The organism is Vagococcus fluvialis, from assembly GCF_003337315.1.
Taxonomy (GTDB): domain Bacteria; phylum Bacillota; class Bacilli; order Lactobacillales; family Vagococcaceae; genus Vagococcus; species Vagococcus fluvialis.
Genome location: NZ_QPJV01000002.1, coordinates 306,554 through 331,955, shown reverse-complemented (window position 1 = coordinate 331,955; position 25,402 = coordinate 306,554). Strand labels below are relative to the sequence as shown.

26 protein-coding genes, 1 pseudogene and 1 other annotated feature are annotated in these 25,402 nt (G+C 32.2%); of the genes and pseudogenes, 7 read left to right on the top strand and 20 right to left on the bottom strand.

Annotated elements, in window-relative coordinates; all coding sequences use genetic code 11:
• Window positions 1-70 precede the first annotated feature (70 nt).
• Window positions 71-2,149 (bottom strand): FtsX-like permease family protein, encoded by a 2,079-nt coding sequence (locus tag DFR54_RS03370; RefSeq protein ID WP_114288920.1) that lies wholly within the window; start codon window positions 2,147-2,149, stop codon window positions 71-73.
• Window positions 2,136-2,903, bottom strand: coding sequence for an ABC transporter ATP-binding protein (locus DFR54_RS03365; protein ID WP_114288919.1), 768 nt, complete (start codon window positions 2,901-2,903; stop codon window positions 2,136-2,138). Before DFR54_RS03365 ends, DFR54_RS03370 begins: the two co-directional genes overlap by 14 nt.
• 186 nt (window positions 2,904-3,089) lie before the next feature.
• On the opposite strand from DFR54_RS03365, the gene DFR54_RS03360 reads away from it, so the two are divergent.
• Together DFR54_RS03360 and DFR54_RS03355 are read left to right on the top strand one after the other, a co-directional pair.
• Window positions 3,090-3,764, top strand: a complete 675-nt coding sequence (locus tag DFR54_RS03360) for a response regulator transcription factor (protein ID WP_086342115.1) — start codon at window positions 3,090-3,092, stop codon at window positions 3,762-3,764.
• Between the two features lie 8 nt (window positions 3,765-3,772).
• A complete protein-coding gene (locus tag DFR54_RS03355; RefSeq protein WP_114288918.1) occupies window positions 3,773-4,816 on the top strand; it encodes a sensor histidine kinase in 1,044 nt (347 codons plus the stop codon).
• A gap of 259 nt (window positions 4,817-5,075) precedes the next feature.
• Here the strand turns inward: DFR54_RS03355 and DFR54_RS03350 are convergent, their stop codons facing one another.
• Complete coding sequence (locus DFR54_RS03350; RefSeq protein ID WP_114288917.1) at window positions 5,076-5,402, bottom strand: DMT family transporter; 327 nt, start codon at window positions 5,400-5,402, stop codon at window positions 5,076-5,078.
• A gap of 107 nt (window positions 5,403-5,509) precedes the next feature.
• Between DFR54_RS03350 and DFR54_RS03345 the strand changes: the two genes are divergently transcribed.
• Window positions 5,510-6,253: a hypothetical protein gene (locus tag DFR54_RS03345; RefSeq protein ID WP_114288916.1), complete on the top strand. Its 744-nt coding sequence runs from the start codon at window positions 5,510-5,512 to the stop codon at window positions 6,251-6,253.
• Here DFR54_RS03345 and nrdG read toward each other — a convergent pair.
• The 7 genes and pseudogenes from nrdG to DFR54_RS03310 form a co-directional block, all read right to left on the bottom strand.
• A pseudogene (gene nrdG / locus DFR54_RS03340) lies at window positions 6,237-6,880 on the bottom strand (anaerobic ribonucleoside-triphosphate reductase activating protein). The gene DFR54_RS03345 and the pseudogene nrdG overlap by 17 nt on opposite strands.
• A gap of 59 nt (window positions 6,881-6,939) precedes the next feature.
• Window positions 6,940-9,132: an anaerobic ribonucleoside-triphosphate reductase gene (gene nrdD, locus DFR54_RS03335; protein ID WP_114288914.1), complete on the bottom strand. Its 2,193-nt coding sequence runs from the start codon at window positions 9,130-9,132 to the stop codon at window positions 6,940-6,942.
• A 251-nt stretch (window positions 9,133-9,383) separates the two neighbouring features.
• A complete protein-coding gene (locus DFR54_RS03330) occupies window positions 9,384-10,181 on the bottom strand; it encodes a TraX family protein (RefSeq protein ID WP_227259238.1) in 798 nt (265 codons plus the stop codon).
• Between the two features lie 193 nt (window positions 10,182-10,374).
• On the bottom strand, window positions 10,375-11,208 hold the full coding sequence (locus tag DFR54_RS03325; RefSeq protein WP_114288912.1) for a MetQ/NlpA family ABC transporter substrate-binding protein: 834 nt from the start codon (window positions 11,206-11,208) through the stop codon (window positions 10,375-10,377).
• Between the two features lie 12 nt (window positions 11,209-11,220).
• Window positions 11,221-11,907 (bottom strand): methionine ABC transporter permease, encoded by a 687-nt coding sequence (locus tag DFR54_RS03320; RefSeq protein WP_114288911.1) that lies wholly within the window; start codon window positions 11,905-11,907, stop codon window positions 11,221-11,223.
• Window positions 11,904-12,635, bottom strand: a complete 732-nt coding sequence (locus tag DFR54_RS03315; RefSeq protein WP_114288910.1) for a methionine ABC transporter ATP-binding protein — start codon at window positions 12,633-12,635, stop codon at window positions 11,904-11,906. The genes DFR54_RS03320 and DFR54_RS03315 overlap by 4 nt, the downstream gene beginning before the upstream one ends.
• Window positions 12,636-12,887: 252 nt before the next feature.
• Window positions 12,888-13,322 carry a hypothetical protein gene (locus DFR54_RS03310; protein ID WP_114288909.1) on the bottom strand — a complete coding sequence of 145 codons (435 nt, stop codon included), beginning with the start codon at window positions 13,320-13,322 and terminating at the stop codon, window positions 12,888-12,890.
• Between the two features lie 323 nt (window positions 13,323-13,645).
• Between DFR54_RS03310 and spxB the strand changes: the two genes are divergently transcribed.
• Window positions 13,646-15,394: a pyruvate oxidase gene (spxB, locus tag DFR54_RS03305; protein WP_114288908.1), complete on the top strand. Its 1,749-nt coding sequence runs from the start codon at window positions 13,646-13,648 to the stop codon at window positions 15,392-15,394.
• Window positions 15,395-15,569: 175 nt separating this feature from the next.
• Here the strand turns inward: spxB and rplT are convergent, their stop codons facing one another.
• The 3 genes from rplT to infC all read right to left on the bottom strand — a co-directional run bounded on the left by rplT (window position 15,570) and on the right by infC (window position 16,745).
• On the bottom strand, window positions 15,570-15,929 hold the full coding sequence (gene rplT / locus DFR54_RS03300) for a 50S ribosomal protein L20 (RefSeq protein WP_086342102.1): 360 nt from the start codon (window positions 15,927-15,929) through the stop codon (window positions 15,570-15,572).
• Window positions 15,930-15,998: 69 nt separating this feature from the next.
• The gene (gene rpmI / locus DFR54_RS03295) at window positions 15,999-16,199 is read right to left on the bottom strand and encodes a 50S ribosomal protein L35 (protein WP_114288907.1); all 201 of its coding nucleotides are present in this window, start codon (window positions 16,197-16,199) and stop codon (window positions 15,999-16,001) included.
• 24 nt (window positions 16,200-16,223) lie between these two features.
• Window positions 16,224-16,745, bottom strand: a complete 522-nt coding sequence (gene infC, locus DFR54_RS03290; protein WP_086342100.1) for a translation initiation factor IF-3 — start codon at window positions 16,743-16,745, stop codon at window positions 16,224-16,226.
• A 22-nt stretch (window positions 16,746-16,767) separates the two neighbouring features.
• Window positions 16,768-16,908: a sequence feature (ribosomal protein L20 leader region), on the bottom strand.
• Window positions 16,909-17,024: 116 nt separating this feature from the next.
• Here infC and DFR54_RS03285 point away from each other — a divergent pair.
• Both DFR54_RS03285 and DFR54_RS03280 read left to right on the top strand, forming a co-directional pair.
• Complete coding sequence (locus tag DFR54_RS03285) at window positions 17,025-17,669, top strand: pentapeptide repeat-containing protein (protein ID WP_114288906.1); 645 nt, start codon at window positions 17,025-17,027, stop codon at window positions 17,667-17,669.
• 76 nt (window positions 17,670-17,745) lie between these two features.
• Complete coding sequence (locus DFR54_RS03280) at window positions 17,746-18,537, top strand: hypothetical protein (protein ID WP_114288905.1); 792 nt, start codon at window positions 17,746-17,748, stop codon at window positions 18,535-18,537.
• 69 nt (window positions 18,538-18,606) lie between these two features.
• On the opposite strand, the gene DFR54_RS03275 is transcribed toward DFR54_RS03280, so the two are convergent.
• The 7 genes from DFR54_RS03275 to dhaK form a co-directional block, all read right to left on the bottom strand.
• Window positions 18,607-19,251, bottom strand: a complete 645-nt coding sequence (locus DFR54_RS03275) for an NADPH-dependent F420 reductase (protein ID WP_114288904.1) — start codon at window positions 19,249-19,251, stop codon at window positions 18,607-18,609.
• Window positions 19,244-20,290 (bottom strand): LLM class flavin-dependent oxidoreductase, encoded by a 1,047-nt coding sequence (locus DFR54_RS03270; protein ID WP_114288903.1) that lies wholly within the window; start codon window positions 20,288-20,290, stop codon window positions 19,244-19,246. Before DFR54_RS03270 ends, DFR54_RS03275 begins: the two co-directional genes overlap by 8 nt.
• Before the next feature lie 160 nt (window positions 20,291-20,450).
• Window positions 20,451-21,440 (bottom strand): dihydroxyacetone kinase subunit DhaK, encoded by a 990-nt coding sequence (locus DFR54_RS03265; protein WP_114288902.1) that lies wholly within the window; start codon window positions 21,438-21,440, stop codon window positions 20,451-20,453.
• Window positions 21,441-21,569: 129 nt separating this feature from the next.
• Window positions 21,570-22,697 carry a glycerol dehydrogenase gene (locus DFR54_RS03260; protein WP_114288901.1) on the bottom strand — a complete coding sequence of 376 codons (1,128 nt, stop codon included), beginning with the start codon at window positions 22,695-22,697 and terminating at the stop codon, window positions 21,570-21,572.
• 22 nt (window positions 22,698-22,719) lie between these two features.
• Window positions 22,720-23,088 (bottom strand): dihydroxyacetone kinase phosphoryl donor subunit DhaM, encoded by a 369-nt coding sequence (gene dhaM, locus DFR54_RS03255; RefSeq protein WP_114288900.1) that lies wholly within the window; start codon window positions 23,086-23,088, stop codon window positions 22,720-22,722.
• Window positions 23,088-23,669: a dihydroxyacetone kinase subunit DhaL gene (gene dhaL / locus DFR54_RS03250; RefSeq protein ID WP_114288899.1), complete on the bottom strand. Its 582-nt coding sequence runs from the start codon at window positions 23,667-23,669 to the stop codon at window positions 23,088-23,090. Before dhaL ends, dhaM begins: the two co-directional genes overlap by 1 nt.
• A gap of 14 nt (window positions 23,670-23,683) precedes the next feature.
• Window positions 23,684-24,670 carry a dihydroxyacetone kinase subunit DhaK gene (gene dhaK, locus DFR54_RS03245; protein ID WP_114288898.1) on the bottom strand — a complete coding sequence of 329 codons (987 nt, stop codon included), beginning with the start codon at window positions 24,668-24,670 and terminating at the stop codon, window positions 23,684-23,686.
• Between the two features lie 168 nt (window positions 24,671-24,838).
• Here dhaK and dhaS point away from each other — a divergent pair, with 168 nt between their 5' ends.
• On the top strand, window positions 24,839-25,396 hold the full coding sequence (dhaS, locus tag DFR54_RS03240; RefSeq protein ID WP_114288897.1) for a dihydroxyacetone kinase transcriptional activator DhaS: 558 nt from the start codon (window positions 24,839-24,841) through the stop codon (window positions 25,394-25,396).
• Window positions 25,397-25,402: the final 6 nt, after the last annotated feature.

Sequence of the window (25,402 nt, the reverse complement as noted above, 5' to 3'; positions counted from 1 at the left end):
ACCTTTTCATATTTATAATCCCAAGTATATCATTCTTTATCTGATTTTTCTTGTGCCTAAGGCTTAGTTTTTAAGAATTAACAATTTTATTATATGAAGATGAGGTCGCAAAATAGAATAAAATATAAATGATAATCAAGAAGGCAACTGATATTAAGGTTAAGGTTAAACTTGGCACTTCGATTAAAACAAATAGGACTCTTAAAGCAAAATAAGCATGAAGTAAGCTAATAAATAAAGGAACAAAAAAGACTGTAAAGTTTTGTTTATAAATACTTTTTTTAATCATATTTCTTGGAGTTCCGATTTTTCTTAACATATCATAACGCATTGACTCATCTTCTGCTTCCGATAATTGTTTTAAGGTAATGATACTACCTGTAGCAATCATAAAAACCATTCCTAAAAAGACTGCGACATAAATTAATAGCCCTGTATTTTTCATTAAACCATTATAGTATGGATAACGCATGCTAAAGGCTTTTTTTACTGTGTAACCTTTGGGCTGCTCTGTTTCTACCGGTTCCTTTAAATCTGTAAAACTAGCTTTAGCTTTATTATTTTCAATAGTTGTTGTTACGATAAAATAATCTTTTTTATCAATTAATGAAGCAAATTTTTCTTCTGTAGCATTTGATAAAGCTTCATTTTTGTCACCATCTGTAATCTCTATCATATGATAGCCGTATTGATACGTAGCGTCTAGCTTTTTATAGAGCTCATCTGTGACAACAACTGTTTGACCACTCAATCTCATATCTCTAGTGTTTCCAAAATTATCAACTGTTGCTTCTACAATTTTAACTTCACCTATATTACCTAAAATACCTATTTCATCAAAGGTTAACATCTCTTCTACATAGGTATTATTCGTACCACCTAAAACGGCGATATCCTTTTCATTAGGTAAAGCAATTTCTTTAATTTCTGGAATGACTTCTCTTGTTCTTTCATAGTTACTTAAAGAAATCACATTAATCATAGACTCATTATTTACATAATTCTTACCATCTTTATAGCCCACATTATAAGCTATTTTGCCTCCCACATATTTAAACTCAACATGACCTTCACCCCTAATATCCGCCTCTTCTTCTTTTAAAAAGGTTTTAAATTCGTCGTAATGCTCATCATCAATTGTGTAGGTAGTTGGATTAGCTGCATGGGCTAAGCCTAAAGTAAAAGACTGTACACTAGCAGCACCGCCAATAGCTGCTAAAGCTGTCCCTGATAGAACTGCTATTGTAGCAAATGTTCTAGCATTCTTTTTCAAATGAAAACTTAAATTTCCAGTTGTAATCATATTAATATCTTTATAATAATAACCTTTAGCTTGTTGAATTAAACGTAAAATAATCCCTAAAAAATGACCAAAGAAAAGATACGTTCCAATCACACATAAAATCAAAATAAAGATTGGTCCAAATAACATGCCAAAACCATTAAATTGATATTTCGTTTCTAATAAAACCAATAAATCATAAAAGTGAGCGGCTAAATAATAACCTGTTCCTAAAAGCGCAACACCTAGTAAACCTAGTACCCAGTTGTACCATCTCGTATAATGACTGCCCTCACCTTGTTCATTAGCTTTAAATAACGTAATTAGTTTGTAACGGTACACAGTCGTAGCTGTTCGAATAGAAACGATTCCTAATATAATTAAAAAGACTAACACTGTATTTAAAACCGCTTGAATAGAAAAAATAAAACCACTAGTTACTGGCACTTGTAAAGATTTTAAAAGTAACATCGCAAATAGCTTAGAAAAGATAACACCAAAAAAGATACCTGTCACTAAAGCGATTAAGCCTAAAAACATATTTTCAACAAAAAATAAGATACCTATCTGACTTCTTCTCATACCGAGTAAACTATATAAACCAATCTCTCTTTTCCTTCGTTTAACAAAAAAAGCATTAGCAGAAAACATGAAAATAATAATGAACAGAATAATCATGACGCTACCTGCCCTAAGCCCTGTATCAATTCTCATATCTGCTGCAGCTCTATTTAATAGTGACTTGTCATAACTCATGGAAACAAAACTATAATAAACCATGACAGAAAAAGCCATACTCATAAAATACATAAAATAATATCTAAACTGGGTTTTCACATTTTTGACTGCTAATTTAAACAACATCATGACTAACACCGCCTCCAATAGCAGCTTGCATATCAATTACTTTTTGGAAAAATTCTTTTCTGCTACCTTGACGAACTATTTCAGAAAAAATAGCACCATCCTTAATAAATAAAATACGATGGCAATAACTTGCTGTAAAAGCATCGTGAGTAACCATAATAATCGTTGCTTTTTCTTCTTCATTTAAGCGTGATAAATAGTGAAGTAGTTCTGTTGCTGATTTTGAATCAAGTGATCCTGTAGGCTCATCAGCAAGTATTAATTGTGGGTGTGTAATCATAGCTCTAGCTGCTGCTACACGTTGTTTCTGACCAATTGAAATATCTACTGGATAAGCATGTAATCTTGATTCTATACCTAGTATTTTGGCTACATGCTCAAGTCTTGATTCCATCTCTTTAACAGGTACTCTATCGAGTGCTAAAGGAAGTAAAATATTGTCTTTAACAGTTAAAGAGTTCATTAAATTAAAATCCTGAAAAATAAACCCTAATTCTTTTCGTCTAAAATCACTTAGTTTCTTTTCCTTCATTCGAGTAATGTCTTGATTTCCAACTTTAATTGAGCCAACAGTTGGCTGGTCAATTGTTGATAACATATTTAATAGTGTGGTCTTCCCTGCCCCACTTGGTCCCATAATCCCAACAAATTCTCCCCTATCAACTGTAAATGAAATATTTTCTAATACTTTAGTAGGGTTACTTTTCCTGCCATATATTTTTGATAAGTGCTCTACTTCTACAATTCTTTCCATAAGCTTTTTACCTCCTGTCATTTCTCTTGAGTCTATCTTATCAATTTTTAGTAACTTCTAACATCTAATCGTCTAAAATAATTCTTACAGATTTGTCATATCTATTGTAAAATTACATCAAAAGACCTATGAGTATTCTCTTATTTTTTTGTATAATGGAATTGATATGACAAAAGGAGTTTTAATATGATGAAAATAATGATTGTTGAAGACGATGAAACAGTTAGAGAATTAGTCTCAGAAAGTTTACAAAAATGGGGATTTGAAACAGTTGAAGTACGTGATTTTAAACTTGTTTTAGATACTTTTGAAAAAGAACAACCACACCTTGTTTTATTAGATATTAATTTACCAGTCTTTGATGGCTACTACTGGGTACAAAAAATCAGAGAGATTTCTAAAGCTCCTGTTATCTTTATTTCAAGTCGTGACACAAACGCAGATTCCATTATGTCCATGAATCTTGGCGGAGATGATTATGTCACAAAACCTTTTTCAACAGATATTTTAATTGCTAAAGTGAATGCCTTACTTAGAAGAACTTATGACTACTCAAAAGCTGATAGTTCAACACTAGAGCATAATGGTCTAATGTTAAATATGGAGAATAGTTCTTTTATGATTAATGATGAGAGTATCGAGCTAAGTAAAAATGAATTCCAATTATTACTTATTTTAATGAAAAATCAAGGTAAAATTGTTAGCCGTGAAAAATTATTACGAGCTCTTTGGGATGATGAGCGATTTGTAGATGATAATACATTAACAGTTAACATCAACCGTTTAAGAAAAAAAATTGAAGGAGCAGGGATTACTGGCTACATTGAAACTAAAGTTGGCCAGGGTTACATTATTCCCTAACTAAGCCAATGACTTTTTTTAATTACTTGCGTGACCAATATCGATTGATTTTATTATGGTTTATTTTCGTTGGCTTAACTAGTTTTATTTTATGGTTAACCCCTGAAGTAAACTTTAACTTACCTTCTTTACTCTATATCTTACTAATTGGCATTCTTTTATTACTCACTTTTTTAGGTTTTGATTTTAATCGCCGAAAAAAATGGTGGTTACAATTAGAAGTAGATCGAAATGATTTAGTTGAAACACCTAGGTTAACTCATGCAAGGTCCAATGAAGAAATCCTTTATCAAGACTATTTCAATGAACTTCAAAGTGAGCAATTTGCTTTGTTAAACGAAGTTAGATCCTTATCAAACGAACAAAAAGATTATATCGACAGTTGGGTACATGAAATTAAAGTACCTTTAGCCTCTTTAAAGCTGATTTCAGAAAGTATTGAGGATGATGTTTCAGAGAAAAGATATAATCAATTACGGAATAACTTAAAACGTATTGATGATTACGTAGATCAAGTCTTATATTATTCTCGCTTAGATAGTTTTTCAAAAGATTATTTGATTAAATCTTATTCATTAAAAAAAATTGTTCAACAAACAGTTAAACAATCAGCTGACTATTTTATTCAAAAGAATATTCGATTCTCACTTATAGGTGATGATCATCACGTCTTAACAGATGAAAAATGGTTAGTTTTTATTTTAAATCAACTAATTAGTAACGCTCTTAAGTATTCTGATTCTAATAGTGTTATTACTGTTGAACTGTCAAAAAACGAACGCGGTATATGGCTAAGTCTAACGGATACAGGTATTGGAATTCCACCAGAAGATTTATCTCGTATTTTTAATAAGGGATTTACAGGTAATAATGGTCGCAATGAGGAAACTAATTCAACAGGGTTAGGCCTTTATCTAGCTAAATCTCTTACAGAAAAATTAGGACATAACCTTTATGTTGAATCTCAAGTTGGACAAGGAACAACCTTCAGAATCCTCTTTCCTCACTTAAGTTATTACGCAGATACTGAAGAAAATTTTATGATTAACTAATTAAGAAGTGGCTCTTAAAAATAGAGAGCTACTTCTTTTTATATTATTTTATAATTTAAAAAAATAAAAAAGTGACTAGTCAATTGACTAGCCACTAAAGGAGTTGTTTTATTTACTTTGGAGGAGTAAATAAAATGAAAAAGTTTGTTAGGGTTGTTTTGTTGGTATACATATATAATAGCTTCTAATTATGAAAATACTGTGTCTTTAATTTTTCAATTTAATGAATTTTTATGATAAACATGACAAAACCATGACTTTAATGTCCTGTACCAAATAAATTAACAACAATTGTTCCTGCAATTATTAACCCCAAACCAAAAATTGTCATTAGATTAATGGGTTCCTTCCAGACTAAAACAGAAAACAAAGTTATTAAAATAATTCCAATTGCTCCCCATACAGCGTAGGCTACTGCAATTGGAATCGACTTAAATGATAATGATAGGAAATAAAAAGAAATCACGTAAGCAATAATAGTCAAAAGAGTAGGCTGTAATTTTGTAAATCCATCCGTTGCTTTTAATAAATTAGTACCTACGACTTCACCTATAATTGCTACTAATAAAAATAAATAACCTTTCATCTTTACATTCTCCTTGTCTAAATTCAGCTTATTTTACCATATTTTTTTATTCCTTGTACTCATTTTAGTAGAGATGTACAATGAATATGCCTTAGGAGGAATTATTTATGACAAAAAAACCATTTATCTTCGTATTTTTTATTACTTTATTTTTATTCCCTATTGTTTCTTTAGGGCAAGAAGTGTCCTCACAAACAATCTACGCCACTATTAAGCAAGGAATAAAACTTTCCCCTGATACTTTTGTTCCTATGTTAGAAAAAGAGTATGGAACAAACTTAACAGATGTTAAATTCCCTAACTCAAGTCGCGCTAATACCATAACAAGTGGCTTATATAAAACAACTATCGAATTTACTGATTCTTCTAAAAAAACACATACTGAAAAAGTTTCTTATCTTGTTTTATCTGAAGAACCTAATCTTTCTTTTAACAATTTATCCTACAATAGTAAAAATAAACAAATTGATATCTCAATGAATCATTCAAATTCAAAAGTTTTTATGATAGCTGATGATAAAAATTATCAAGTGAATTTAGATCAGAATGGTCATTTTAAGGGAAAATATAACCCTAATAAGATGCCTACCGAACTTAAATTTTTAGCTTTTGAAGATAATGGAAATTGGAGTCCTACTTATACTCTTAACTTAAATACACAAACAATTAAAGAAACAAAAGAAGAACTTACTGCGATAACGTATCATAAGCTAACTACTGAATCAGAATTCTTGTCTCAAAAAGGTAGTCAAAAAAGATTGGCAACAACAATTACAATAATTATTCTTCTTGTTGTTTCGTCTTTAACTTTCATTATTTACCGCTATGGTTTATTTAAAAAGCAAAACTAACAAAAAAGTTAAACTTCAAAGATAAAATGAAGTTTAACTTTTTTATTTTTACGAATTATAGCGACTAGAGTCAATACACTTTTCCCAAATAATTGCTTCTTGTGCTTCTAAAGATTTCGGCACATCAATAATTCTTTGATTGCTACTACCTCTAAATTGTAGGGTTAAATCTCGTCTTTTAAGCTCAAATCTTCCATCTACTAAAACATCAATTTTTGATAGCATCTCTAATTTATCCTCAGTATCTACTAATAACTCTTCAAAGGTGTAGCCTGACCAAGACCAAATATCTTTTGTATCACCAAATTCATCTCTAAAACGATTAACTAGTTTTAAACAAACTTGTGTATTTAAAAAAGGTTCTCCTCCTAAGAGGGTTAATCCTTGAACTGATTCATGATGAAGATCTCTAAAAATCTGATTTTCTAATTCTTGAGTAAAGGGAGTTCCGTATTTAAAATTTTGAATGGCTTTATTAAAACAGCCTTCACAGGCAAATAAACAACCACTTACATAAATACTACATCTAACTCCTTCTCCGTCAACAAACATAAAAGGTTTATAATCTGCAATATATCCTTGACTCCACTTTTCTGCTGTCCATTCCTTGGGCTTAGGATTTTTCATCTCTTTTCACTCCTAAAATCTAAAATGAAGAGGCTGTCTAAAAAGACGAGCCTCATTAACTATTTCATATGTTTAACACGTGCTGAAATTTCTTTGTGACGACCATGTACCATTGGACGTGCTTGTGGATTTCCTAAGTAACCACATGTTCTTTTAACAACGTCACATGTTTTAGGATCATTGTTACCACATTGAGGACACTGGAAACCTCTTTCTGTTGGATTAAAATCTCCTTCAAAATCACATTCATAACAGTGGTCAATCGGTGTATTAGTCCCTAAGTAGCCAACTCGTTCATAAGAATAATCCCAAACAGCTTCTAAGGCTTTTCTATTTTGTTGCAGTACTGGATACTCACAGTAATGAATAAATCCACCTGAACAATATGCTGGGTAATCTTTTTCAAAATCTAATTTTTCAAATGGTGTTGGATTTTTACGCACATCATAATGGAAACTATTTGTATAGTAATCTTTATCAGTGATATTTTCTACTTCACCAAATTTTTCACGGTCCATTCGACAGAAACGGTCTGTCAAACTTTCACTTGGAGTTGAGTAAACACTAAAGTGATAGCCATATTCATTACCCCAATCATCAGCATTCGCTTTTAGATATCTTAAAATGTCTAAAGTAAATTCCTTAGCCTCACTATTTTCTTCCCAATCGCCACCAAAGAAACTTGCCGCAACTTCATAAAGACCAATATAACCAAGAGAAACAGTTGCTCTTTTATTTTTAAACAATTCATCTACTTCATCAGTTTTTTGTAATTTTTTACCAAAAGCTCCGTGTAAATAAAGAATTGGTGCATTTGCTGGTGTTGCTTCTTTACAGCGGTCAATTCTAAAAACTAAAGCATCTTTCATTGTTGCTAGGCGTTCTTCTAGTAATGACCAGAATTTTTCAATATTTCCTTCTGCTTCAAGAGCTATTCTTGGTAAGTTAAGTGTCACAACACCTAAGTTCATACGTCCTGCATTAATTTCTTCACCTTGCTCATTTTTCCAACCTTGTAAGAATGAACGACAACCCATTGGTACTTTGAAACTTCCTGTTAACTCAACAATTTTTTCATAGTTTAAAATATCAGGATACATTCTCTTAGTAGCACACTCTAAAGCTAACTCTTTAATATCATAGTTTGGATCACTTGGACTGTGGTTAACACCATCTTTAATAGTAAAAATTAATTTAGGAAAAATTGCTGTTCTACGTTCTTGTCCTAAACCTTTAATACGATTTAAAAAGATAGCTCTTTGGATTTCACGCTCGAACCAGTTTGTTCCAAGACCAAAACCAAAAGAAGTAAATGGAGTTTGACCATTTGAAGTAAACAAAGTATTAATTTCATACTCTAAACTTTGCATAGCATCATAAATATCTTTTTGAGTTTTAGATTTCGCATAAGCATCATGACGAGACTCATCCTCAATCCAATTTTTAGCATCTTCCATATGTTTAAAATAATTTCTTTCAGCAAATGGGGCTAAAAACTCATCTATTCGATCTGCTGAACAGCCTCCGTATTGACTTGAAGCTACGTTAGCAATAATTTGAGAAATTTGTGCTGTAGCTGTTTGAATTGATTTTGGTGCTTCAACTTCAGCATTCCCAATTTTAAAGCCATTATTTAACATACCTTCAAAATCAATTAAACAACAGTTAGTCATGGGTGAATATGGATGATAATCAAGGTCATGGTAATGAATATCACCTTTTTGATGAGCATTAGCTACGTGAGCTGGTAATAATTTTAAGCCAATTGATTTTCCAACAATTCCTGCTGTTAAATCTCTTTGAGTATTAAATACATCACTGTCTTTATTCGCATTTTCATTAACTAATTGACTATCTTTATTAAGTAATTTACCAATTGTGAAGTTAATATCTGTGGCGCGGCTTCTTTCAAAATCACGACTTGTACGATAATTAATATATTCTTTGGCTAAATCATATTCACAGTTATCTAATAAAATATGTTCTACTATATTTTGAATTTCATAAATTTTAACATTATCACTAAAACGTTGGTTAATTTCTTCAATAACTAAATCAACAATCTCCTGAATTTTCGCTTCTGAATGAGCTTCAACACTACCATTAATTTTTCTTTCAGCTTTAAGTAACGCATTTGTTATTTTCCACTCTTCAAATTCAACAACACGACCATCTCTTTTAATGACCTGTATATTGTTAAAATCAGCACTTTTATTTGATAATCCCACATTTTTTTTGTTGATTTCTATCATTTTCGCCAACTCCTTAATTTCAATCTCTAGTATATGATAGCTCATTAACTTATCATTTTCAACTACATATTGTGTTAAAGATAATTTAAAAAACTATTGACAACTATATATAGTTATAACTTCAAGCTTTCATTATTTTTTTCACAATAAGAAATTATTTTCTTGATTTTAGTTGGTATTTTCACTAAGTTTGTGAAAATAAAATAAAAAAGACTGATATTTTCATATCAATCTTTTGTTATTCCACACAATTAATGATTATAAATAAGAGATGCTAAAATATAAAGTAACCATATGTGGGCTGGATAAAATATATAGAAGAAAGATTTCATTCCTCTTCCTTTTTCTCCACCATACAACATAATTGGAATAATAGAAAAAATCATCATCCACTGAGTGTTACTTGTAAAAGCTTGCGCCGGGTTTCCTATAAAAAATAAAATAGCAACTGCGGCAATTGCTAGACATTGCCAATTTTTATTTTTTCTAAGTAAATACATAACTGGTATTAAATAAACCATGATACTATTTTCAGCAAATAAAGTCATTGGCATTACTCGTGCTAAACCTAGTAATAACATATTACCACTAGACAATCCAACTAAAGCAATCAATGATAGAGCTAATGGTCCAACTAGGCAAAGTATACCTATTACCAATTGACTAGCTTTCTTTTGCTTTCTAAACTCTACTAAAAAATCGATACCATACATTGCCAAGACTCCGACAAATAAATCCGTAAAGATATTATTCATTAAAGCTGTTTGACCTAATTCGAAAAATTTTTGAACTATGGTTGAGCCTATATTCATAACCCAAAAACCAATTAATAATCTAAATAAATAGTTATTTTTATTTCTTGTATGACTAAAGCCCTCCACACTAATAAAGAAAAATAAAGTTGCTACAGGTCTACCAAACCAATCTAGCCAACCTGGAGCTCCCATAATTGAAAACATTTGATGAATATGATCAATGAACATTAAAATAATACCTAATATCTTTAAATCAAAAGTTGTTAACTTTTTTCGTTGACTTACTACTTCCACTTCTTTCACTCTCCTCTACTCGGCATATTATACACCTAAGAATCCCTTTATAAACGAACAGTTTTGTAAGCTCAAGAGTCAATTTTGTCACAAAAAAAGAGTAAATCAAAAGTCCTTGTGCTCTAATCAACTGGAGGAGATAAGGAATAATAAAAGAAGCTGACATTTTGGTCAACCTCTTTAAGATTAGTTATTAAAATGATGGAACTAATGACTCCCCATGCTCTTCTTCTAGATAAGTACGAACAGCATCACTACCAACTGATTTTTGTAGCACTTTAATTTTTTCAGAATCAATATTATCCTCACGAGCTGCGACACTAATCGCATAGTGATTATCATTTGGAGCTTCTAAGAATAATGCATCTTCAGGTGTTAAACCAATTTTAGTTAAATAAGTTGGATAATTATAAACTAAAACAATTCCTTTTTCATCATATGCTGATGCTAAGTTTAATAAATCAATTTCAACAAATTCAAATTCTTTTGGATTTTCTACAACATCTTTCACTGTTCCATTAAAACCAACGCCATCTTTTAATTTAATTAAACCTTTCTCATCTAAAATTGCTAAAGCTCTTCCTTGATTTGATGCATCATTAGGAATAGCTACTTTTCCACCATTCGGAATATCTTCTACATTTTTATACTCTTTTGAGTAAAACCCTACACGAGCATCATACACTTTTTGAGCAATAACTAAATTACCACTTTGAGCTTCATTAAATTCTTCCATAAATGGTCCATGCTGTGAAAAGTTAGCATCTACTTCTTTTTCATTTAATAATTTATTGTATTGTACATTATCATTTACTCGTACAATCTCAATAGTGTAGCCTTCTTTTTCAGCTTCTTTATTAGCGATATTTAAAATTTTCTCACTAGAATCTAGAGCTGTTGCTACTTTAATTACTTTATCTTCTTTTGTTTTAGATTCTTTTGTTGAAGCATTATCCTTTGCTCCACAACCTGCTAATAACAAGCTAACACCTAATAAACCTAATAATACTTTACTACTTTTTTTCATCTGTAACGCTCCTTAAAATATTTTTCTTTTATCTAAATAATTAGCTAACCATGTACCTGTTTTTTGAATCAAAATAACACTCAATATCATCACAATAATGGTTGTATACATAATCTCGTACTCATAAGATTGATAACCATAGCGAATAGCAAAATCTCCTATTCCACCTCCACCAACAACTCCCATAATAGTTGAGTACGATACCATTCCAATAGTAACTGTTGTAAAACTTAATACTAAACTCGATCTACCTTCTACATACAAGAAACGATAAACAAGTTGCCATGTTGTTGCTCCAAGAGATTTAGAAAGTTCAATTGTTTCTCTAGGAACATCTAAAAGCGCTTGTTCTGACATTCTGGCATAATTAGCAACTGCAACAAAACATAAAGGAAATGCTGCAGCCATCGTACCAAATGACGTTCCTAAAACAAATCTTGTTAAAGGTATAATGGATACAACAAACAATAAAAATGGAAACGAACGAATAATATCCACATAAAGATTTATTATTTGGCTAAGTACTCCCATTTTTTTACTCTTATAATAATTAATTGTATTGAGATACATAAGAGTTCCCATAGGAAGCCCTATAATTAAAGCTGCACTCATTGAAACAATTATCATCACCATCGTTTGAGACAAAGCTGTCATTATTTCAGTTTGATGTAGACTTACTTTTTCTATAATTTCATTCATGATAAATACCACACTGCTCTTTCAAAATAGCTTGCTTCATCTTCTTCAATAGTTGAATTAGCTACATCCACTATAGATAAAACTTCACCTTTTTCCATAATAGCTGCTCGATCACACCATCTTTTAATCACTTCTAATTCATGACTAACAAATACAATAGTTGTTCCTAATTCATTTTGCGTTTTTTTTAGTAACTTCATAACTTCATGGCCGTTATGTTCATCTAATGCAGAAGTTGGTTCATCACATAATAAAATACTTGGCTTAGTAGTTAATGCCCTGGCAATTGCAACCCTTTGCTTTTGCCCACCACTTAATTGACTAGGATATTTATCTTTATGCTCAAGCATACCTACGAAATTAAGCATTTCTTCAACAATAGACTCATCCTTTTTTCCTTGTATTTTTAGCGGAAGCTCCACATTCTTTTTAACAGTTACGTTTTGTAATAAATTAAATTGTTGAAAAACCATACCTATATCTTGAATCATATGGCGTTTTTTCTTAGTCATCTTCTCTTCTAGCTGATTATTATTTAGGCTTATCTTTCCTTTTGTTGGAATCTCTAAACCATTAATAATTCTTAATAAAGTTGATTTTCCAGATCCACTAACACCAACTAATCCAAAAAATTCATTCTTTTTAATTTCTAAAGAGATATTCGAAAGAGCTAAGATTTGATGATTTTTCTGTGTAAATTCTTTTGAAATATTTTCCAACAAGATCATTTGAGTTCACCCTAAGAGTTAAATTTTCAAGCAAAGCGTCCCTTGCACAAAATCTATTCTATTGATTTTAAGGAATTAAGCAAAGTTTCTCGGCTTTCTTCTTAATTTCACAAGTTAGTAACTCTTATAAAAAATAAGCAAACACCTTGCTATAATAACAATTTGAGTCAATTTCTGTTTATTTAAAACCCCTTACATTTAAAACAATTTTGTATTTAAGTTCAAAAAAATAAACCTCGTCAGGTTTATTTTTTATCTCTCTAATAAATAATAACTTATTTCTTCTTCAGTCAACTTTCTCACTTCTGTATTTGGAAATTCTTGATAAGCTTCTGTTTTAAAAACAGGGATTTTATTACATTTTTTACCCTTATTTTTCTTTAGATAAGCTGTAACATCAGATTTTTTTGGGAATATTTTATAGAAATTTCTACTTTTATCAAGCTTTATTTCGTAGATACCACACGAATCTTTCAACGTATACTCTGCAGTTCTTAAATAATATTTAGCATCTTGTAAAGATTTAAAAGGGAAATTCCAACGATATAGATTTCTTGTTTTATCCTTTTGAATACAAATACATCTACGACAAGTTCCACAAATATATTGTGTATGACGACTTAAACAATCATAAGGGTGATAAATTGGTGTGACACGACTTTTTTCACTATAACATTCCGGACACATTTTAAACCCTCCTTTTAAACAAGTATAGCATTATTTTCTCCTTTAAAAATACTTTTTTTAATAAAACAGACTATAACAGTTCATTAAACTGTTATATAAAAATAAATACAAAAACAATATTGTTCTGTTTTTATATTTTTCTAAAAAAAAGAAAAAGAGATTCAATTCCCTTATTTTAAAAGCTTTTAAGCTTATTTTTTTAGATGGCTCAAAATAGAAAAACTTTTCAAAAAGTTGGTTTTTTTGCTATCTCAAACAAAAACACTAGAATGAATCTGTACAGGGGACGCCTTGTCAAAATAAAAAGTTAGGATTGATATTAGATGTCAAATAAAATAGATGGCTGGGTAGCTGGCCTTAAAACTATTGAATCCTGGGGTGTTGAGAATATTTATGGTATTCCAGCTGGTTCTCTCAACTCATTAATTGATGCTTTAGAAAAAGAAAAGGAACATATAAATTTCATCCAAGTTAGACATGAAGAAGCTGGTGCTTTAGCTGCTTCTATGCATGCTAAATTCACTGGTAAAATTGGTGTTTGTGTCGGATCGGCCGGTCCTGGTGCAACTCATCTTTACAATGGTTTGTATGATGCTAAGTTTGATAACGTCCCTGTCTTAGCTATATTAGGACAAAGACCTTTAAGTGAAGCTAATATGGATATGTTCCAAGAAATGAATCAAAATCCTTTATTTGCTGATGTAGCCATTTATAACAGGAAAGTGGCTTACGCTGAGCAGTTACCTAAAGTATTAGATGAGGCGATTCGTACGGCTGTTGCTTATCGCGGTGTAGCAGTTGTTGAAGTACCAGTTAACTTTGGTTGGGAAAAAATTGATGCTGATAAATGGCCTTCTTCTGCCTCATCTTATCGCAAATTACCTAAAATGCTTCCTGATGTTTCAGATATTGACAAGGCTGTCGCATTATTAGAGAAAGCTAAAAGACCTGTCATTTATGCTGGAAAAGGAACAAGAGGGTGTGGAGAATTAGTTGAAGCCTTAGGTAGAAAAATAAAAGCTCCCGTTGCCATTACTGGTATTAACTTTGATAATTTTAATTACGATTATGAAGGTCTTTTAGGTTCTGCTTTTCGAGTAGCTTGGAAACCTGCAAATGAAGCTTTAGCTGAAGCTGACACTGTTCTCTTTGTCGGAAGTAACTTCCCTTTCAGTGAAGAAAAAGGAACATTTTCAAATGTTAAACACTTTATTCAAATTGATAACAATCAAAAAAATCTTGGTAAAAGACATCATCCCGATGTCACAATTCTTGGTGATGCTGAAATTGCTTTATCAAAAATAAATGAAAAAATAGCTGAAGCACCACTTACAGAATGGTATCAAGCTAACCTAGATAATATAAAAAACTGGAAAGAATATATGCACCAATTAGAAAAAAATACAGAAGGTGACCTACGATTATATCAAGTCTATGATGCTATTAATCGTTATGCTGATGAAGACGCTCTTTATTCTGTAGATGTTGGAGACGTTACTCAAACATCTATTAGACATCTTCATATGACACCTAAAAACACCTGGCGTACTTCTGAACTGTTTGCCACAATGGGAAATGGATTACCAGGTGCTATTGCTGCTAAACTCGAATTTAAAAATCGCCAAGTTTGGAGTTTATCTGGTGATGGTGGTTTTGCGATGAATATGCAGGATATCGTCACAGCCGTTAGATATAACTTACCAAGTATTCACGTTGTATTCTCTAATCAACAATTTGGTTTTATTCGTGACTCCCAATTAGATACAAATGATGCTATTTTTGGTGTTGATTTAACAGATGTTGATTTCGCTAAGATTTCAGAAGCTCAAGGTGCTGTTGGTTACACTCTAAGAACTATTGAAGAGATTGATAATGTCTTTTCTAAAGCTATTGAAGATTTAAATGCTAGTAGAGTTGTGTTAATCGATGCAAAAATCATGGATGAAAGACCAATCCCTGTTGAAAACCTAATTTTAGATAAAGAGTTATATAGTGAAACTGAAATTAATGACTTTAAAGCATTATATAACGGTGAAAATCTAGTTACTCTAAAGGAATTATTAAATGCCTAAGTAACACAATCCTTATATTTCATTTTGTTTCTAAATAAATAAAGAAGTGCACAAAAATCGCCTAACACCTATTTTAGCCAGTAGATGTTAGGCGATTCTCTCTTTGCTTAAACAAAAAAAGACACTCCTTACTAGAAGAAGTGCCCAGAACGTTGATAAATCAACAAAAATTTGATTATTTAGCTAATTCTGCTTTAGCTGTTTCAGCAAGAGCTGTGAAAGCTTCAGCATCATGGATAGCTAATTCAGATAACATTTTACGGTTGATGTCGATTTCAGCTAATTTTAAGCCATGCATCATTTTGCTGTAGCTTAAACCATTCATACGAGCACCAGCGTTAATACGTGCGATCCATAATTTACGGAAGTTACGTTTAGTTTGTTTACGGTCTCTGAATGCATAAGTATGTGATCTCATCACTTGTTCTTTTGCTGTTTTGAATAATGTATGTTTTGAGCCATAGTAGCCTTTAGCTAACTTTAGGACTTTTTTACGACGTTGGCGAGTTACTTTTCCACCTTTTACACGTGCCATGATAATTCCTCCTTGAGTTTACGATTGAATTTATTGAAGTTTTTAGTCATTATCAAAAAACTAAAAAGCTTATCTCATACCTGTCAATTGTTGACGGATACGTTTGTAGTCGCCTTTTGATACCATTCTTGGACGACGTAATTGACGACGTTGTTTTTTAGTTTTTCCGTGGAAACGGTGACTTGTAAACGCACGGTATCTTTTTAATCCGCCACCACCAGTACGCTTAACACGTTTTGCTAGTCCGCGGTGAGTTTTCATTTTTGGCATTTTGATTTCCTCCTCAAATTCTTGTTACTTATCTGCTTTTGGTGAAAGTACTAAAAACATACTTCTACCATCCATTTTAGCTTTTTGTTCTACTGTTGCAATATCAGCAGTTTCTTCAGCTAAACGGTTTAAGACGTTCTGACCAATTTCTTTATGAGTAATCGCACGACCTTTGAAACGGATTGAAGCTTTCACTTTGTCACCTTTTTCAAGGAATTTACGTGCGTTACGAAGTTTTGTATTAAAATCATTAACATCGATTGTTGGACTTAAACGTACTTCTTTCACATTGATCACTTTTTGATTTTTACGGGCTTCGCGTTCTTTTTTCTGTTGTTCAAAACGGAATTTACCGTGGTCCATTACTTTAGCAACGGGTGGTTTTGCATTTGGTGCAACTAAAACTAAGTCTAAGTTAGCACTCTCAGCAATTCTCAATGCTTCAACTTTACTTTTAACACCTAACTGTTCTCCGTCTGCTGAGATTAAGCGTACTTCTCTTGCACGAATGCCGTCGTTTACCATAATATCTTTTGCTATGGTCATTCACCTCCATAATTTTTAGAGAAAAAACGAAAAAAAACGAGTCTTTTTAATATTAAAAAGTCCCGCACCTAAACAATTATCCCTATATAAATAAGGAAATTTTTCTATCAAGCCCAGTCATAAATATCACTAAGGCGAGAAGCGGGTGCTTCTTCTTAATTTCTCAACTCATTTATTATAGCAACCTTTTGAAAAAAGGTCAACTCTTTTCTTCATTTATTTTCATTTACCTTTGTGGTATGCTTTACGCAAACAAATGTTTGTTAAGGAGGAAACTAGATGCCTAACTTTAAAATAGAAACACCTAGAATAGCTCATGTACTTGAAGAAACTTTACCAGACTACTTAGAAGATGAAATGATGATTAAAAATCAATTCATACAAGACATAACTTATTCCAGTGATAGTTATCAAAGTCTTGTTTTTGAAAAGAGTCACTTTAAAAAATTTAATGTACCAAGTCACACTTTTAATCGTTTTGAATGCGTTGATTGTCTATTTGAGTCTTGCGATTTTTCAAATGTTGAATGGATTGGTGCTGCTTTTCACCGCACTGTTTTTAAAAATTGTAAGCTAACAGGTATTAATTTTGCTGAAAGTTTACTACAAAACTGTGAATTTATTGATTGTACTATTAACTACGCCTCATTTAACTTTGCACAACTAAAACGAGTTGTCTTTACTAATTGCCAATTAAATGAATCTGAATTTAGTGAGGTTAAGTGGAATCATTTAGAACTAGAGCAGTGTCAACTAGATAAAACAAACTGGGTAGGAACTTCTCTTTCTAAGCTTAATCTTTCATCTTGCCAATTCGAGAGATTAAACCTTTCTCCTGATTTGATTAGAGGTTTTATTGTCAATTATGAACAAGCTATTACAGTTGGTTTGACACTAGGGCTTGTCTTAGATGAACCTAGATAACAAAACTCAAGCAAAGTAATAGCCTATTATGTTCTTTGCAACGTATAATGAAAAAAAAGACAAAGGACTGTTAAATATGACTCTATCAACTCAAGTAACTTTTGGAAAAAATAAAACAGTGATTACAAGCGATTCTCTTGAAACAGTGCTCACTCTTAGTAATATTAAAACGATTCCTAGTAAATTAAATGAAGATAGCACCTATCTACTGTATGAAGATAAGACACCTATTTTTATTGGCTCTAAAAAAGAGTTAACTACTTTCGAAAAAAAAGGAAACTTTCTTGTTGAGATTCAGACTAAACAAGATATCGAACCTATTTACTTAAATAGAATGCTCAAAACAGAAGCACTTGAACAAGGTTTATCTCTGACTGGTGAAGTTGATTTTTCAGTACCTGCTAATATTACTAGCACATTTAAGGAGCTACTTTCATATATGTTACTCATTCTTGAAAAGATGGGTTACCCACTACAAGCTGTTGAAAAGAAAAAATCTAAACTTACTAAAGCTCGTCATAAATGGACTAAAGAAGTTAGCGAAAAAGAATTTTTCATTGATACAAGAAGTAGTAAAGCTACTGTTATGTGGATTAAACGTAATCAAATGCTCATTAAAAAAGGGGCTACTATGATGAAAGAAGCACCCTTAAACAAAGACGGTTCTGTTGGTTTTTCTGCTAAAATGGGAGATAAAATTCGTTCTGAAAATCTAGACAAATTTAAAAACTTCGTAACTACAGAAGATATTATTTTAAAAAGTGTTAACGAAGTTGGTTTGTTTCTATATTTCGCTGGAACTAACAGCTGGCTTGAAATGATTGATAAAGATGGTAAAACATTAAATGAATTAACAGTTGTTGAATAAACATAACGACCACTAAAAAGTTAGATTTTTGTTCTACTTTTTAGTGGTCGTTTTATAAATTATTTAGAATTAATCTTTATTGATAGTTTCAATCATCTTCTGCAAGTCAACTTTGGATAAATTAGCACCAAAAGGAGGGTATCCCGGTTCAAGAATAACTCCTCTAGATAACTCCCCTAAATTTAGCGAGTCAAACCCAAATTTTTCAATTAGTTTAGCTACTTGATTACCAGCCTCTACATCATCTGTCGCATAGGCTATCGCTTTACGCTCTTGTCCATCTTCTTGATAAATAACTTCTTCTAAGTCATGATATCCCATATGGTTGAACGCCTTAACAACAATACTATTTTTTAAATATTTCGCCACAACTTCACTTGAAGATAAGGTTTCTTTTAATATATCATTATCTGGTCCATCTACTTCCCACCAGTAATTCATAGCATCTATTACTATTTTGTTTGCTAATTTTTCTTTAGGAACAGATTTATATTTTCCAAGAGGAAGAGCTAAAATAATTATATCCGCCTTTTCAGCAACTTCTGCTGCTACTTTAGCCTTTGCTCCTGGTACTAAAACTTCAATTGTTAAAGCAATCTTTTCAACTGAACCACTGCCAGCAATCAATACTTCATATCCTGAATTAATGGCAATTTTAGCAAGAACTGTCCCTAGCTTCCCAGCTCCTAATATCCCAATAATCGGTTTAGTCATTATACCCACCTTCTTTTAGCAATTCACGTATTCTAGGTATTACTTTTTCTCCATATAACTCAATCGTTTTAAAGCGGTCCTTTTGTAATTGACCACCTGCACCATATACTAGGTCAAAACGCTTAATGCCCATTTCCATGATTACATTTGCAATTTTTTGCGCCACTGTTTCAGGACTTCCTACATAGTAAGAACCGTCCTTAATTTCTTGTTCGAAATGCTCACGACTCATTGCACCCCAACCACGTTCTCTTCCTATAGTATCCATTGATTTTTTTATATAATTCCAAGCAATTTCTACTGCTTCTTCATCTGTATCAGCTATAACACCATGAGAATGGATACCGATTGGATGAGCAACTTGTCCAAATTCTGCTGCTGCCCGTTTATAAAGATCCATATAAGGTTTAAAACGGATTGGTCTACCGCCGATAATAGCTAACATGACTGGAAAACCATATTTAGCAGCTCTAACTATTGATTCTGGAGAACCTCCAACACCTACTTGAACATCTAGTTTTTTAGACATTTGTGGGTACACTTGTTGGTTGGTTAAGCTTTGGGTAAACTTACCTTCCCAAGTAATAGGTTCATTTTTAATCAATTCACTAAACATGGCAATTTTTTCTTCAAACAGTTCTTCATAGTCTTTTAAATCATAACCAAATAAAGGAAAAGATTCAGTAAAAGATCCTCTTCCTAGCATTACTTGTACTCTTCCATTTGATAGTGCATCAATCGTTGCAAATCGTTCGTACAGTCTTACTGGATCATCTGAACTTAAAACAGTAACACCAGTCCCTAAAATAATGTTATCCGTTACCATTGCAAGAGCGGCTAACACTGTATCTGGGCTAGAAATTGAGTATTCTTTTCGGTGATGCTCACCTAGTGCCAATACATCAATTCCTAATTTATCAGCTAATTTTCCTTCTTCTACAATCATGCGTAGTGATTCTTCATAAGTTAAACGTTTATTAGTTTCATCGTTATAAGCAACATCACCAAATGTGTCTAATCCAAATAATACATTATCCATTTTCAAACACTCCTCTAATCTATTGATATAAATCATTTTATAGTAAGTTTTTTGAAAGAACAATTTTTATGCTTACTTTAAATAAGTAATTAAAATGAAAATAAAAAACAAAATCACTTAATGATGATTTTGTTTTTTATTGTTACTATTAGTATTTTTTCTACCACGCAAACGCATCTGTTTCTTCTTTCAGATAATCTAACCATTTATCTTCTTTTAATGCTAGAAAAGTAAGGGAAATTCCTGCCATATTCGTTGATGTCATAAAATCTCCACTTTTTTGAAAGACTACTTCTATACCTTCAAGCTGCAACAATCTTTTCACATCATTAGCGAAAATATACTGTTCCATCACAGTTGTCGCACCCAATCCATTAATCATTAAACCTATTCTTTCAACAGGAAAGTCTCTGTATTGTGCTAATAGTTTATTAATCAATTCATTAGCTAAATATTCTGAGGAGAAAAATGTTTCCTCGCGGTAACCAGCTTCACCGTGTATGCCGATTCCAAATGAGATTTGACCTTTTTCTAAATGGAAAATTTCAGCTTCACTACCAACTTCTTTTCCACTAGCAAGAGCAACACCTAACGTATTAGTTGCTAAAATCACTTCTTCACCTAACATTTTCAGCTCACCTAAAGTCATACCAGACTGAGCTGCTGCACCTAATATTTTTTCTACAAAAATAGTCCCTGCAACACCACGTCTTCTCTTTTTATAACTCCCCTCTTCAATAGAGCAATCATCATTAACAATCACATGTTCCACTAAAAGACCTACTTCTTTTGCTAATTTTTCAGCTTCTAAGAAGGCAGTGACGTCTGCTTCAAAGTTTTTAATAATCAATAAAGTTCCCATCTCAGAATTTACTTCTTTAATCGCTTTTAAAATTTCAGTTGCTTTTGGTGGAATAAAAATCGGACCACTAACACTTGCTGAGAGCATGCCACTTCCAACATAGCCAAAATGCGCTGGCTCATGGCCACTTCCCCCACCACTAATCACAGCTACTTGATTTTTTTTAATATTTTTATATTTAATAATCCCAGTATTTTTTACTCGTTCTAATTTATCTTGATGAATAAATGCCACACCATTTAAAACTTGAGAAACAGTGTCTTTTGGCTTATTAATGATTTGTGTCATACCTTTTCTGCCTCCAACTTAAACTGCACTTAGTGTAACATAAACTTTATTTTTTCTACAGATAGAGCTAATAAAAAATGGAGAAAGCCTATCCCTTATTATATAAGATAAGCCTTTCCCCACAGTTAATTATTTATTTTTATATTTTTTACCAATTTGATCTGCTGCGATAATTGCTTGAGCAACTTCTTCCTCAACAATTGGGAATGGCATAGAATGAATAGATTCTTCTGGAATACATGCTTTCTTAGCCACTTCTAAAGCTTCTTCAAATGTAATTGACTCAACACCAATATCTTCTAAACAAACTGGTAAGCCAATAGATAAACTAAAGTCTAAAACTTCATATAATTCTTCGATTGGTGCATTTTCTAATACTAATTGGCAAATCACACTAAAGGCAACTTTTTCACCATGGAAGTAATGATGAGTTCCTTCTAAAGCAGTTAAACCATCATGAATAGCATGAACAGCCGCTAAACCACTACTTTCAAATCCTAAACCTGATAATAAAATATTTGTTTCAACAATATTTTCTAAAGCTGGTGTAACAATATTATTATCACATGCGATTTTAGCATTAAACCCGTTTTCAAGAAGTGTTTCATAACATACTTTGGCTAATGTATAAGCTGCAATTGTATTTTTAGCTGGGGCTGTTTCTTTCGTAATATAGCCATTTGGTAAACCTGCGTTAACATTTGAAAATGAACGAGCAGTTGCACGAGCTTCAAATAATGTTGATAGAGCATCTCCCATACCAGCAACTAAAAAACGTGTTGGTGCATTGGCAATAATTTTAGTATCTACTAAAACAACACTTGGGCTTTGTTTAAAGTAAGCATAATCATCAAACTCTCCATCTTCTGTATAAAGAACAGCTGAGTGAGAAGTTGGGGCATCTGTTGCTGCAATTGTCGGTACAATGATTAAGTTTTCACCTTCAGCTACACATTTAGAGGTATCAATTGCTTTTCCACCACCAAGACCGATAACACAGTCAGTATGGTTTTCTTTAGCGACTTCTTGTAAACGTGCGACTTCTTGGCGTGAACACTCTCCATTAAAATGACTTGCAACAATTTTAATGCCAAATTTTTCAACTGTTTCATCTAATTGTTTTTGAACACGGTTAATATCATCTTGATGAGCAATCAAAAGAGCTGACTTTCCAAATGTTTTTACATAGTAACCTAAATTTAAAATTTCGTCTTCACCTTGAACGTATTTTGCTGGACTAATAAATGCTTTTCTCAATTAAAAAATCTCCATTCGTCTTCTATTTTATCTTCAGTGGTGCCAATTGTTCTTCAATAGTTGCAATATCTGCTCCTGCTTGAATTAAAGCTGCTGCTGTGTAACTACTTTCAAGTAATGCTGTGTCGTATAGGGTCACTTCCTTATCAGTCATTTCCATAGCCATCTCTAAATTCATTTTGGCACTTCCAAGATCATAAAATGCCAATATCTTATCTGCTTTGTTTTCTTCAAAAGCAGTTAAAATCTTTTCAAAACTTGTTCCTACACCGTTGTCTTCTGTACCACCAGCTGTTGTAACTGGCACGTCTTTTGCTACTTCATTGATTAATCTGGCCACACCATTTACCACATCTGATACGTGTGATACCATTACTATTCCTAAACTCATTAGTTAATCACTCCTGCTTCGATCATTGCTTCAAATAAATAGCTACTAGACATTGCCCCTGGATCAATATGACCAATTGAACGGTCTCCTAAATAAGAAGCTCTTCCTTTAGTTGCTTTAATGTCTTTTGTATTTTCAGCGAAGCTTTGAACTTTTTCGATCGTTAACTCATTATTTTTCAGGGCTTCAATAGTTGGAGACCATACGTCTACCATTGTTTTTTCGCCAACTTCCGCTTTACCGCGTTTTTGAATATCTGCTAAACCAGCTTCTAAAATTTCAACGATATCTTCTGATTTCATCGAAGCCTTAGTCATTCCCATAAAAGCTGAGCCATATAAGGGACCAGATGCTCCTCCAACTTTACTAATTAAAGTCATGGCAGAAAGTTTTAGTGTATCTGTTACTGTTTCTGGATTTTTTTCACTAATTGCTTTCATCATCTCAGACGTTCCACGAGCCATATTAGCTCCGTGATCTCCATCTCCAATCGGTGTATCTAAATCACTTAGATATTGTTTATTTGCTGCAACTTTATCTGTAAAAAGTTGTAACCATTTTTTTAACATTTCATTTGTCATAATTAAGCCTCTTTCTACCAAGCAATAGTTGTTACTGGATGATTTAATTGTTCTTTCCAGTTATCTTCTAATTTAATCATTGTTAAAGATAAGCCAGCCATATCAATCGCTGTCATCACATCGCCAACTTTTTTGAATTCTACATTTATTTCATCTGCTTCAAGTAATGCTTTCACATCATTCATGAAGACAAACTCTTCCATTAACGGTGTACTACCTAAACCATTAACTAAGACACCATAAGTATCTCCTTTAGCCCATTTGAATTCACTTTTTAGTTTTTCTACTAATTCTTTAGCTAAGTATTTTGATGTTTGTAATTTTTCTTTACGGTAACCAGGTTCTCCGTGAATACCGACACCGTACTCAATTTCATCGTCTGCTAAAACAAAACCAGGTTTTCCAACTGCAGGAACTGTGGCACCAGTCAGTGCTACACCAATTGTTTTAATGTTTGGTACTAATTTATCAGCTGCTGCTTTAACTTCTGCTAATGATTTGCCTTGATCAGCGTAAGCTCCTAAAATTTTATGAACAAGAACTGTTCCAGCAACCCCACGTCTACCAGCTGTAAACGTACTGTCTTCAACAGCAATATCATCATCTACAATAATTGTTTCGACTTCAATACCTTCCATCTCAGCCATATCTTTTGCCATCTCAAAGTTCATAACGTCCCCTGAGTAGTTTTTAATAATTAACATAACACCTGCACCAGTATCAGCGGCTTTAATTCCTTCTAAAACTTGGTCTGGCGTTGGAGATGTAAAAACTTCCCCACAAACAGCTGCACTTAACATACCTTTTCCAACGAATCCAGCATGTGAAGGTTCATGTCCACTACCACCACCACTGACTAAACCAACTTTTCCTTCATTACGATCTTTTCTAGCAATGACATCTGTTTCTGGAACTCTTTCCACTAAGTCACTATAGGCATAACTTAATCCATCTAACATTTGATTTAGAATCTCTTCTGGTTGGTTTATAATTTTTTTCATTGTGCTCTTCCTTTCTTTGACTGGCGACTTATCAACATCTATAGTATAGAATGAAAACGTTTTTCTAGTAATGGACAGATTCAAAAATGTGTCCGCTTACTTTATTTTTAATTGTTATTTCAGATATTAATTGTTATTCTTAATAAGAAATGTAAAGGATGTGAGTAGATGGTATCAAATGGGTCCTTAATTACTAAAAAAGTAATTGCCTATTCTTTGAAAGATTTAATGAAGACTAAAGATTTTCAAAAAATTTCGATTAAAGAAATCATGGAACATGCTGATTATCGCAGACAAACCTTCTACGATCATTTCGCGGATAAGTATGAATTACTTGATTGGATTTACCAACAAGAAATCACAGAAATTATTGAACATTTTATCTCTTATGAGCATTGGACAAAGATTATTCCAAGAATGCTTCATTACTTTGAGAAAAATCTATTCTTCTACGAAAAAGCTCTATTAATTACAGAAAACAACTCTTTTGATAGTTGTTTCTCTGATCAAATCCAACAATTTATAAAAAGTATTTTACTAGAATCTAACAATGCTAATTGTTCCATTGACCAATTAGAAAAAAATACTCATTTTTACGCCTATGGATTTACCGGTATTATTAAGGAATGGATTTTTGATAAATGCCAAACACCTGCTAAAGAGATTGAGGTTTTCTTAATCTCTGTTGTTGAATCAACCATAATCAAAAAAGACTCGAACAGTTAATTGTTC